This is a genomic window from Bacillus cereus group sp. BfR-BA-01380, assembly GCF_022663535.1.
Lineage (GTDB): Bacteria > Bacillota > Bacilli > Bacillales > Bacillaceae_G > Bacillus_A > Bacillus_A cereus_BB.
In genome coordinates, this window is sequence record NZ_JAKUFS010000028.1 from 27,426 (window position 1) to 38,652 (window position 11,227).

Below are 11,227 nucleotides of genomic sequence, written 5' to 3' on the forward strand. Positions count from 1 at the left end.
TGCACTAGCTTTCTTCTTTTGTTTTAAACCTAGCAGACAGAAGCAGACTCTGACTGCTTCCACGCATAGCCAGACGCTCTCGACATCTAAAAAGAAAAGAAGGTTTTATGTCTTTTTTCAACATATAAGTCGGGCCACGCAGAACACTACATGATCTGCACTCGCTTTCTCCTTCTGTTTTAAACCTGGCATGTGGCAGAAAAGGGCACTAACCGCTTCTATACATGACCAGACCCTCTCGCCCACCTAAAAGAAAGGGGGTTTTTACACGTGCGCTTTATCTACTTTTCCATAACAAAATTGAAGCGATTCTTCTAGAATCATAAGTCCTTCTTCAAGCTGCTCATCCGTAATCACAAGCGGCATTAAAACACGAACGACATTTCCGTACGTACCTGCCGTTAATAGAAGCAAGCCTCTCTTATTTGTTTCTGCAATAAGCTTGGTAGCTAGTTCTTTATTCGGCTCTTTCGTCATTTTGTCTTTCACTAATTCAAAAGCACACATCGCTCCTAATCCGCGAACATCACCAATGCATTCATATTTTCCAGCCATTTGATGAAAACGATCCATCACTATTTTTCCAATATGCACAGCTCTTTCATTTAAACTTTCTTTCTCCATTACTTCAAGAACAGCTAATGCAGCACTGCATCCTAATGGACTTCCAGCATACGTTCCGCCTAATTCACCCGGCGTAGCCTCATTCATTACTTCTTTTCGGCCAATTACACCGCTAATTGGCACACCTGCCCCTAGCGATTTTGATACCGTAATTAAGTCCGGTACGACATCGTAATGATCAATCGCAAAGTATTTCCCCGTACGGCCAAATCCTGTTTGAATTTCATCGGCAACGAACAAAATACCGTGTTCAGCACATAAACGGTGCACTTCTTTCACAAACTTTTTACCTGGAACAATAAAGCCGCCTTCTCCTTGTACAGGCTCCATTACAACAGCAGCAATACTTTCTGGTGCAACTTCTGTGATTAAGAAATTTTTAAACTCTTCAATAATGAAATCTTCATATTGTTCTTCTGTTAAGCCTGCTGGACGGCGATATTCGTAAGGAAATGGAGCTTTATACACTTCTGGTGCAAATGGACCAAACCCGTTTTTATATGGCTTTACTTTACTTGTCATTGTCATCGTCATTAATGTGCGGCCGTGAAACCCTTTTGTAAAGGCAATAATCCCTGTTCGTTTCGTATACTTACGAGCAATTTTCACTGCATTTTCAACCGCTTCAGCTCCGCTATTTAAAAACAAGACTTGCTTATCAAAGTCACCCGGTGCTAACGCAGCTAGCTTTTCTGCCAATTCAATATACGACTCATACATCATTACGTTAAAACCTGTATGGATATATTGATCAATTTGCTTATGAAGAGCTTCTGTAACAGCCGGATGACAATGTCCAACGTTAATTGTACCGATTGCTCCCGCAAAGTCGATAAATTGATTTCCATCCACATCTGTCACAAGCGCTCCTTGAGCCGATTGGACAAATGTTTGAATTCCGTTACTTACTCCTCTTGGTACAATATTTTGACGGCGTTCAAATAATGAAGCTGCCTTTGAACCCGGAATATTTTGATTAACCTTAGCAAAATTTGTTTTCATGATATTCTCCACCTCTTTTAGTCATTTACTTTTTATAATGCAAATTGTATGCCAACTTATCAATGCACGATTCTCTTATGTTTCCGTACGTTTCGACACAAAAATAAGTCATTAAAGACTGATTACGAGTCTTTAATGACTTATCTAAAAGGTTTCTCTATATAAGCTGCTATGCAAAACACAACATGATCTGCTCTCGCTTTCTCCCTTTGTTTTAAACATGGCATGTGGCATGAAAGGGCACTGACCGCTTCTATGCATGGCCAGTTGCTCTCGCCACCCCAAAAAAGAAAGGTTTTTTATATCGGTTTTTCAGTTTGTATTCATTTTCCCTTCTTCACAAAAAAACTACCTTTTACAAGGTAGTTTCCTGTTGTTCTGGAACAAATAATTCCAAACAGTGATACATATTTTCAAACTCCATCGGTGCATCACCGCCGTATTCACCGTCTAAATTAATCATTAATTTTTCTGTTGAATGTACTTTAATTCGATTTGCTTGTGTATATAACACTTTCGGATTATTGATATGTTCACCGCGCTGCGCTTGTGTAGCTGCTTTAATTAAGTCCGCAATCGATCCTTTTTTTAATATTAACAAATCAAACAAACCATCATTAATAGATGCATACGGTGCCACTTTTTCAAAGCCGCCGACTGATCGTGTATTTGTAATCAAAAACATTGTAATTTCTTCTCGTAATATTTTTCCGTCATATTCAATTTCTACATATGTTGGATGTAAGGATGGTAACATTTCAATACCTTTTAAATAATACGCAAGTTGTCCAAGTACCGTTTTTAACTTACTTGGTACTTCATATGTTAATTCAGTTATGCGGCCTCCGCCTGCAATATTAATAAAGTATGTATCATTTGCTCTTCCTAGATCGAGAGGTACTGTTTGACCAGCACAAATGATATCAACGGCTTCTTCAATTGAACGAGGTACACCAATCGCCCTAGCAAAATCATTTGTTGTTCCAACTGGGATAATTCCGAACTTTGGACGATGTTCATTTCCAACTAACCCATTCACAACTTCATTTAATGTACCGTCGCCGCCTGCTGCAATCACAACATCAAACTTACGATCTGCCGCTTGCCTCGCTGCCACAGTTGCATCTCCAGGACCTGTCGTCGCATGACATGACGTTTCATACCCTGCTTGTTCTAATTTTTGCAATACTTCCGGTAAGTTTTTCTTAAACAACTCACGACCAGAAGTTGGATTATAAATAATTCTTGCTCGTTTCATATAACATTAGCACAGGAAAACCCTCATTCATCAAAAAAGGGAAAGGAATAGCCGCTAAGCACTTACTTAGCATTCCTATGCATACCCTCCTTCCATTCTTCACTCTCACGAAGCCATATAACTTCATTTTTCACATTAAAGCCCTAATTATTTCATATGATAAAAAAATTCTTCCTAAATTTAGATTTATCATTATTACAAGCTTTTTGCAACTATCTTACCATACTTAACATGACAGCATTTTGCATATATTTGTCAGTTAATCAAACGTTTGTTTAAATGAAAGACCATTTAAACAAACGTTTGATTAACCCAGAAAAACACCCAAATATGGGTGTTTTTCTGATTAATCTTTGTTGTTACTGTCTAGCTCCGCTTTTCTTTTTGTCCAGCTCTGCCTCCTAGCCCTTCGCGTCTAAGAACCTTATCCGTCAGGGCTAAACAGTCGGCTCCGCTTTTCTTTATTATCGCTTGTTAATCTCTTCAAGTAAGATTTTATTCACAAGCGGCGGATTTGCTTGTCCTTTTGTTGCTTTCATAATTTGACCAACTAAGAAGCCAATTGCACGGTCTTTACCGTTTTTGAAATCTTCAATAGATTGTTCATTATTATCAAGAATTTCTGTTACGATTTTGCGAAGCGCTCCTTCGTCAGAAATTTGAACAAGACCTTTTGCTTTTACGATTTCTTCTGGGTCTCCACCATTTTCAATTAATTCGTTAAATACTTTTTTCGCAATTTTAGACGAAATTGTACCTTTTTCAATTAATTGAATCATTTTAGATAAACCAGCTGGTGTTAGTGCTACGTCTTGTAATTCTTTTTGTTGTTTGTTTAAGTATGCTAATACTTCACCCATTAACCAGTTTGATGTTAATTTCGCGTCTGCACCGTCTACAACTGTTGCTTCAAAGAAATCAGACATTTCTTTCGTTAACGTTAATACGTGTGCATCGTAAGCTGGTAAGCCAAGCTCCTCAACATAACGTACTTTACGAGCATCTGGAAGCTCAGGAATAGAAGCGCGAACGCGCTCTTTCCACTCATCGTCGATGTAAAGCTCTACTAAATCTGGTTCTGGGAAGTAACGGTAATCGTCAGATCCTTCTTTCACACGCATTAAGATTGTTTTCTTTGTCGCTTCATCATAGCGGCGTGTTTCTTGTTGGATGATACCACCTGATAATAGCTCTTTTTCTTGACGCACTTGTTCAAATTCAAGACCTTTTTGTACGTAAGTGAAAGAGTTTAAGTTTTTCAATTCCGCTTTTGTACCGAATTTCTCTTGTCCAACTGGACGAAGGGAAATGTTCGCATCACAACGAAGGGAACCCTCTTCCATCTTACAATCAGATACGCCTGTATATTGAATGATTGATTTTAACTTTTCTAAGTATGCATACGCTTCTTCTGGTGTACGCATATCTGGCTCAGATACGATCTCGATTAATGGCATACCTTGACGGTTGTAGTCTACTAGTGAGTAGCCTTCGCTTGTATGCGTTGATTTACCTGCATCTTCTTCTAAATGAAGACGTGTAATACCGATACGTTTCTTTTTACCGCCTACTTCAATTTCAATCCAACCATTTTCCCCAATTGGTTTATCATATTGAGAAATTTGGTATGCTTTCGGGTTATCTGGATAGAAATAGTTTTTACGGTCAAATTTTGTTTCTGTTGCGATTTCACAGTTTAATGCCATTGCAGCTTTCATTGCAAAGTTAACTGCCTCTTTATTTAGAGTTGGAAGCACTCCAGGATATCCTAAGTCAATTACACTTGTTTGTGTATTTGGATCAGCTCCGAATTCTGTTGGACTCGCAGAGAAAATTTTCGAATTCGTTTTTAACTCAACGTGAACCTCTAAACCGATAATTGTTTCAAAATTCATCTGTGCTCGCCTCCTTACAGACTTGCTTTTTTTGTATGATAATCTGTTGCTTGCTCGAACGCATGTGCAACGCGATAAATTGTTGCTTCATCGAAGTGTTTACCGATAATTTGTAGTCCAAGTGGCATGTTGTTTGCACCGAATCCACATGGAACAGAAATTGCTGGAACACCTGCTAAGTTTACTGGAATTGTTAAAATATCATTTGCATACATTGTCATTGGATCATCGACTTTTTCGCCCACTTTAAACGCTGGAGTTGGCGTTGTTGGTCCAATAATAACATCATAGTTTGCAAATACATTTTCAAAATCATTTTTAATTAATGTACGTACTTGTTGTGCTTTTTTGTAATATGCATCATAGTAACCAGAGCTAAGTGCAAATGTACCAAGCATAATACGACGCTTTACTTCGTCACCGAAGCCTTCGCTACGCGTATTCTTATAAAGGTCCATTAAGTTATTCACATTATCAGAACGAACGCCGTAACGTACGCCGTCAAAGCGTGAAAGGTTTGCAGACGCTTCAGAAGAAGAGATTAAGTAATATGTTGCTAATGCATATTTAGAGTGTGGAAGCGAAACTTCTTCCCAAGTTGCGCCCATACCTTCTAACACTTTTAAAGCAGCTAGTACGGATTCGCGAGCTTCTTCGCCAACACCTTCACCTAAGTATTCTTTTGGTACAGCAATGCGTAAGCCTTTTACGTCGCCTGTTAAACCAGCTAAGTAATTCCCAACTTCAATGTTTGCAGAAGTTGTATCCATACGGTCCACACCAGAAATAGCTTGTAGTAAGTATGCATTGTCTTCTACTGTACGCGTAATCGGTCCAATTTGGTCAAGAGAAGATGCAAACGCAACTAAACCGAAGCGAGATACACGTCCGTAAGTTGGTTTTAAACCAACAACGCCGCAATATGCAGCTGGTTGACGGATAGAGCCACCTGTATCAGAACCTAAAGAGAATAATACTTCTCCTGCCGCTACTGCTGCCGCAGAACCACCGCTAGATCCACCTGGAACATAATCTAAATTCCATGGATTCTTTGTTGCATAAAAACCAGAGTTTTCGTTAGAAGAACCCATTGCAAACTCGTCCATGTTTAATTTACCGATTGTAATTGTGTCAGCAGCGTTTAGCTTTTGCACAACTGTTGCATCATAAATCGGGTCAAAATTTGCTAATATTTTGCTCGCACATGTTGTACGAAGACCTTTTGTTACGATGTTATCTTTCACACCAATTGGCATACCAAATAGTAAACCGTTATCTTCAGCGCCTAACTTCGCATCTAATTCTTTCGCTTTTGCACGTGCACTTTCTTCATCTAGTGTAAGAAAAGCTTGTACTTTATCTTCAACATCCGCAATACGTTTGTAAGATTCATCTACTAAATCCGTAACGGAAATTTCTTTGCTGTTTAACTTCTTATGTAACTCTGATACAGAATGATCAAATAATGACATCGAAATTCCCCTCCTCTATTCTAATACTGCTGGAACACGGATTTGATTCTCTTTGTGATCCGGTGCATTTTTTAATACTTCTTCAACTGGTAAACCTTTTTCAGGTACATCTTCACGCATAATATTTTTCATATCTAGTACGTGAGTTGTTGGTTTTACGTTTGTTGTATCTAATTCATTTAACTGCTCTGCAAATGTAACAATTGCATCGAGTTGTTTTTGAAATTTTTCTGCTTCTTGATCTGTAATTGCAAGACGCGCTAAATGGGCAACGTGCTTTACATTCTCAACGGAAATTCTTGACACGGCTAGGCCACCTCCATAATATATCGTACAATCTACAATACTATTGATGATACCAAATTTTCAGTAGTTCAAGCAAGTCAACACACAGTACTTACAATATTTTTACACAAAAAAAAGAAAGGCTTTTGCCTTCCCTGTCATTTTATTACTTTTCAATTGGTTCTTTCTTCGGAAGGTGTTCATTATCTTCCTCATTATCACGAATTGTTTTTTGCAGCACAAAACTAGACATTGTTAAAAATAATGTACCAATTAAATAATAGCCTTTTACACTAAGTGTTTCATCTAGCGTATAAATACCAATTAACATACCAGAAAGCGCACAAACAAAAGAAGTCCATGCTAAAAACGTGAACGCTTGGGTGTTTCTCTTTCTCATTGTTCTCCCCCTTGTCATTGCTCAATTCATTATTAAATAGGGTGTCATTATCCATATTATGAAGAAATATGTAAAATATCCTATCTTTTGTATTACTCTAGCATATATATAGTTCTTTATAAAGAATAAAATGGATTTAGTCTGAAAAATTAAAAAACATTTGACATTTATTACAATTGAACATAGAATGAAACATATATTACGAACCTCGAAATATACGGGAGTGGAAATAATTGCTGCAATACGAACATTTTTTAGATTTACTGCTCGATAACGCCAAGAAGCTTTTCTATCCAGAAGAATGGGTAAGTCTTGATTTATCACTTTCAAAAACAGAAGTATTTTGTCTACTATGGATGGAGCGAAATACAGACATTACGATGAGTAAAATTGCGGAACTTCTCGATATTCCAATGAGTACAACAACAGGTGTAGTCAATCGTCTTGTAAAAAAGGGATATATTGAGCGCTACCGAAATGAAAGTGATCGTCGCATTGTATTGATTCGTTTAACGGAAACTGGTATAGAACTTGTAGAAGAAGTAAAACAAAATGCTGCTTATTACTTTAACCTTGTAACAGAAGCTCTATCAGAAGAAGAAAAAGCATTTTTACTGCAGATCTTCCAAAAAATAATGAATCATATTGCTACATCACAACAAAAACCAGAAGAAAAGCTTACTTCACCTAAGATCAAAAGCATTCCGATTGAATAGACCCCTCTGCGGGTTTTTATTCTAAGATATATTTCGACTCTCGTAATATTCGACTATCGAAACAAAGGGGATAAAAATGATGAGAATTATTTTATACACAGGTAAAGGCGGCGTGGGAAAAACAAGTATTTCAGCAGCAACAGCAATGCAAAGTGCAAAGCAAGGATTAAAAACGTTAGTCATGAGCACAGACCCTGCACATAGCTTAGGAGATTCCTTTGGTATGAAGCTTTCATCAGAACCGCAAGAAATTTGTGAAAACCTATGGGCGCAAGAAATTAATACAATCTATGAAATGGAAAAGGGCTGGGGTAAACTGCAAAAATATATTACATTGCTATTTACATCAAAAGCGGCTGACGATATTACTACAGAGGAACTTACGATGTTCCCCGGTATGGAAGATTTAATTAGTTTACTGCGTGTATTAGATTACTATAAACAAAAAACATATGATGTCATTATTATTGATTGTGCTCCAACTGGCGAAACATTAGCAATGTTAAGCTTTCCTGATATGCTCAGCTGGTGGATGGAAAAGCTATTTCCAATTAAACGTAAAGTATTAAAAGTTGTACGTCCTATTGCACAGCCGCTTATTGGATTCCCACTTCCTACTGATGATGCCATGGAAGAATTAACACATACTCTCGAACAACTCGGTGAAATGAGAGATATTTTATCCAACCGAGAAGTAACAAGCATTCGCGTTGTTGTAAATCCAGAAAAAATGGTGATTAAAGAAGCACAGCGCAGCTTCACATATTTAAACTTATATGACTACAACGTTGATGCTATCATGATTAATCGCGTCATCCCTGATACTGTAACAGATTCATATTTTCAAGCATGGAAAGATGCTCAAAAGAAATATAAAGCATTAATTCAAGATAGTTTTCAGCCCCTTCCTATTTACGAGGCACCTATGTTTGAACAAGAAGTAGTTGGCTTATCTATGTTAGAGCGTGTCGGCGATGCTTTATTTAAAAATGATTCGGATCCTACTGCGGTGAAATTCAACGGCCGGACGCAGTACGTTACAAAAAACGGAGATGAATATATCTTTGTTCTTTCCATCCCATTCTCCGATAAAAGTGAACTCTCTTTAAATCAAAAAGGTGACGAACTTATCATTCGCGCCGGTTCCGTAAAACGAAACATTACATTACCAAAAACATTAACGCATTTAGCCATTCAAGGGGCAAAATTTGAAGGTGATGTACTCAACATTCGATTTGGAGGTGTCGTTCATGCCTGAAGATTTACTACGAAAAATGATTCGGACGAAGATAGAAGTTGGAGGGTATGTTATAAACAGATTACCTGCTCCGCTTCAGCAACGAGCAAACGAGGTACTGAACATGCTTCATGAAGAACTCGCTTCTTATATACAGGAGCAGAAACAACCTGCGGAAACTTCTTTAAAACGTGTGACAATTGAATAACTATATAAGAAGAGACTAGGAAAAATCCTGGTCTCCCCTGCTTAAACTTCCATTGTTCAACTAAACAAGGGCAGATTTTTTTAAAAATAATGCATTAACATTGCAATACACAATAATCATTTAATAGAAACAGATTAGACAAAGGGGGGATTTCTATTGAAAGGATTGGTTATTTTATTTTTATTTGCTATTACATTGCATAACTTAGAAGAAGCAGTATGGTTACCAACGTGGTCAAATCACGCCTCAAAATTCCATAAACCTATAGGAAAAAACGAATTTTATTTTGCAGTTATTGTTATTACTTCATTGGCTTACCTTTCAACTTTTTATTATCTATTCTTCCCCAGTTCAAGTCTGGCTAAATATATTCTTATTGGCTTCATGGGTTCAATGATTATTAATGCTATTTTTCCTCATTTACTTGCAACTATCTTATTAAAAAGATATGCCCCAGGCCTTTTAACTGGCATGTTATTGAATATTCCTATTAATAGTTTCATTCTTTATCAATTTTTTAAAAACAACGAATTAACTTTTAGAGAGTTATTTTTATCCACACTTATAGTAGCAGGAGTATTAGCAAGTTTAATTCCCATTTTATTTAAAACAGGAAAATTTATTTCTAAACAGGTTTATTAAAAACGAAAATAATTTAATTTTAATTTAGTGTAAATTTCTTCATCTCACATTTTTCACAAAGGAAAACCCTCTAAAGTAATGGAATAATTAAACGAATACAAAATTGAAAACTGGAGGCTGTAACTGAAATGAAAACTGCTCTTTTACTCGTTGATATCCAAAATGATTATTTTCCAGATGGAAAGATGGAACTGCGAAACGCCGATGAAGCAAGTGAATATGCAAAGCGCATACTTCAACATTTCCGTGAAACGAATCAGCCTATTTTTCATATTCAGCATGTTTCCGTACAGGAAAATGCAACGTTTTTTCTTCCGAATACAGAGGGCGTACATATCCATGAAAGTGTTCGTCCTTTTCAACAGGAAAGGGTTATACTTAAGCATTTTCCTAATAGTTTTCGAGAGACGCCACTATTACAAGAATTACAACATTTACAAATTGAACAAGTCGTTGTATGCGGTATGATGACCCATATGTGCATTGATGCTACAGTACGAGCTGCCTTTGATTTTGGCTTTACATGTACAGTAGTGCATGACGCGTGTGCAACGAAAGACCTAATCTTTAAAAATGCTTCTATTCCCGCTGTATACATCCACAATACAATTCTAGCTTCCTTAAACGACGTATACGCTGAGGTAATCAGCGGGGCGGAATTTCTACAACGCGAACAATCCCTTCAGACTTAACAAAAGAGATTGTTTCACTTTTTCTTGAAATGTATTCAAAAAGAAACACCGCTTTCAGCGAGCAAACTGAAAGCGGTGTCTTCTTGTCTAATCATAGATTTTCCTTCAAATTGTATTATACAGGAAATTTATAAAATTTATACAAAGAAATATGACGAATGGGTAAAATTTTCTAGTGATTTTGTGTGTTTTTATTTAAATTAAGCGTAATAATCCAAAATAAGGATGTGTAACTCATGCAATTTTCAATTCAACGCAATCCACTGCTGTCTCTACTCATTATTGCATTATGTCCCATACCTTTTATTCTCTTTTTTGCAAAAGAAGCTGATACGGGCTCCATTATAGGTGGAATCATTATGCTGCTCATTATACTTATGCTTCTATAGGCACTATTTCATTCTTATCACGAGATTACAAATACACATTTCATTGCTGTATTTGGTTTCTTTAAAATTATGATTCCGCTCCATGAAATAACGAGCATCAGATATACTTACAACTTACTTTCCGCACCCGCTTGGACGTTTAAGCGTGTAGAAATTACTTATAGTAATTATGATATAGCTCTTATATCGTTGCCAAAAGACCCCGATTTATTTATGAGAACAATGCATGAGAAGTGTCCACTTCTAAATAAGAATAGGAACTAACCTAGGAGCCTTTTTAGGTTAGTTCCTTTCTGCGTGCATGTCGAATACTGCCGAGGGGTCTTTATTTCGTGTCGAATCGCCGATATATTTAAAAAAGCGCTGATATATCCGAAAAAGCGCCGATAAACGAGGCATTTCCGCCG

General features: G+C 37.0%; 13 protein-coding genes. 7 read left to right on the forward strand and 6 right to left on the reverse strand.

What is annotated here, in order from left to right:
• Nucleotides 1–264: 264 nt before the first annotated feature.
• The 6 genes from gabT to MR076_RS20935 form a co-directional block, all read right to left on the reverse strand.
• Nucleotides 265–1,626: a 4-aminobutyrate--2-oxoglutarate transaminase gene (gene gabT / locus MR076_RS20910; protein WP_242223881.1), complete on the reverse strand. Its 1,362-nt coding sequence runs from the start codon at nt 1,624–1,626 to the stop codon at nt 265–267.
• Between the two features lie 355 nt (nt 1,627–1,981).
• Complete coding sequence (locus tag MR076_RS20915; protein WP_242223884.1) at nt 1,982–2,884, reverse strand: diacylglycerol kinase; 903 nt, start codon at nt 2,882–2,884, stop codon at nt 1,982–1,984.
• A gap of 464 nt (nt 2,885–3,348) precedes the next feature.
• Nucleotides 3,349–4,779 (reverse strand): Asp-tRNA(Asn)/Glu-tRNA(Gln) amidotransferase subunit GatB, encoded by a 1,431-nt coding sequence (gatB, locus tag MR076_RS20920; RefSeq protein ID WP_242223886.1) that lies wholly within the window; start codon nt 4,777–4,779, stop codon nt 3,349–3,351.
• A gap of 14 nt (nt 4,780–4,793) precedes the next feature.
• Nucleotides 4,794–6,251 carry an Asp-tRNA(Asn)/Glu-tRNA(Gln) amidotransferase subunit GatA gene (gatA, locus tag MR076_RS20925; RefSeq protein ID WP_242223888.1) on the reverse strand — a complete coding sequence of 486 codons (1,458 nt, stop codon included), beginning with the start codon at nt 6,249–6,251 and terminating at the stop codon, nt 4,794–4,796.
• A gap of 15 nt (nt 6,252–6,266) precedes the next feature.
• Nucleotides 6,267–6,557 carry an Asp-tRNA(Asn)/Glu-tRNA(Gln) amidotransferase subunit GatC gene (gene gatC, locus MR076_RS20930; protein ID WP_020062440.1) on the reverse strand — a complete coding sequence of 97 codons (291 nt, stop codon included), beginning with the start codon at nt 6,555–6,557 and terminating at the stop codon, nt 6,267–6,269.
• A gap of 145 nt (nt 6,558–6,702) precedes the next feature.
• Nucleotides 6,703–6,936, reverse strand: coding sequence for a YiaA/YiaB family inner membrane protein (locus MR076_RS20935; RefSeq protein ID WP_242223891.1), 234 nt, complete (start codon nt 6,934–6,936; stop codon nt 6,703–6,705).
• A 233-nt stretch (nt 6,937–7,169) separates the two neighbouring features.
• On the opposite strand from MR076_RS20935, the gene MR076_RS20940 reads away from it, so the two are divergent.
• From MR076_RS20940 to MR076_RS26875, 7 genes are all read left to right on the forward strand, one after another.
• Complete coding sequence (locus tag MR076_RS20940; RefSeq protein WP_242223893.1) at nt 7,170–7,652, forward strand: MarR family winged helix-turn-helix transcriptional regulator; 483 nt, start codon at nt 7,170–7,172, stop codon at nt 7,650–7,652.
• A 76-nt stretch (nt 7,653–7,728) separates the two neighbouring features.
• Nucleotides 7,729–8,910, forward strand: coding sequence for an ArsA family ATPase (locus MR076_RS20945; RefSeq protein WP_242223895.1), 1,182 nt, complete (start codon nt 7,729–7,731; stop codon nt 8,908–8,910).
• Complete coding sequence (locus MR076_RS20950) at nt 8,903–9,097, forward strand: DUF3926 domain-containing protein (RefSeq protein WP_242223897.1); 195 nt, start codon at nt 8,903–8,905, stop codon at nt 9,095–9,097. The genes MR076_RS20945 and MR076_RS20950 overlap by 8 nt, the downstream gene beginning before the upstream one ends.
• 156 nt (nt 9,098–9,253) lie before the next feature.
• Nucleotides 9,254–9,739 carry an HXXEE domain-containing protein gene (locus MR076_RS20955; RefSeq protein ID WP_242223898.1) on the forward strand — a complete coding sequence of 162 codons (486 nt, stop codon included), beginning with the start codon at nt 9,254–9,256 and terminating at the stop codon, nt 9,737–9,739.
• Nucleotides 9,740–9,867: 128 nt separating this feature from the next.
• Complete coding sequence (locus tag MR076_RS20960; RefSeq protein ID WP_242223899.1) at nt 9,868–10,431, forward strand: cysteine hydrolase family protein; 564 nt, start codon at nt 9,868–9,870, stop codon at nt 10,429–10,431.
• A gap of 236 nt (nt 10,432–10,667) precedes the next feature.
• Nucleotides 10,668–10,820: a hypothetical protein gene (locus MR076_RS20965; RefSeq protein WP_242223900.1), complete on the forward strand. Its 153-nt coding sequence runs from the start codon at nt 10,668–10,670 to the stop codon at nt 10,818–10,820.
• A 24-nt stretch (nt 10,821–10,844) separates the two neighbouring features.
• A complete protein-coding gene (locus MR076_RS26875) occupies nt 10,845–11,084 on the forward strand; it encodes a PH domain-containing protein (protein WP_396021727.1) in 240 nt (79 codons plus the stop codon).
• Nucleotides 11,085–11,227: the final 143 nt, after the last annotated feature.

Excerpts from the sequence above, each read along its gene's own strand:
- gabT (WP_242223881.1), bottom strand. The coding sequence starts at position 1,626 with ATGAAAACAAATTTTGCTAAGGTTAATCAAAATATTCCGGGTTCAAAG.
- MR076_RS20915 (WP_242223884.1), bottom strand. The coding sequence starts at position 2,884 with ATGAAACGAGCAAGAATTATTTATAATCCAACTTCTGGTCGTGAGTTG.
- gatB (WP_242223886.1), bottom strand. The coding sequence starts at position 4,779 with ATGAATTTTGAAACAATTATCGGTTTAGAGGTTCACGTTGAGTTAAAA.
- gatA (WP_242223888.1), bottom strand. The coding sequence starts at position 6,251 with ATGTCATTATTTGATCATTCTGTATCAGAGTTACATAAGAAGTTAAAC.
- MR076_RS20935 (WP_242223891.1), bottom strand. The coding sequence starts at position 6,936 with ATGAGAAAGAGAAACACCCAAGCGTTCACGTTTTTAGCATGGACTTCT.
- MR076_RS20945 (WP_242223895.1), top strand. The coding sequence starts at position 7,729 with ATGATGAGAATTATTTTATACACAGGTAAAGGCGGCGTGGGAAAAACA.
- MR076_RS20950 (WP_242223897.1), top strand. The coding sequence starts at position 8,903 with ATGCCTGAAGATTTACTACGAAAAATGATTCGGACGAAGATAGAAGTT.
- MR076_RS20960 (WP_242223899.1), top strand. The coding sequence starts at position 9,868 with ATGAAAACTGCTCTTTTACTCGTTGATATCCAAAATGATTATTTTCCA.
- MR076_RS20965 (WP_242223900.1), top strand. The coding sequence starts at position 10,668 with ATGCAATTTTCAATTCAACGCAATCCACTGCTGTCTCTACTCATTATT.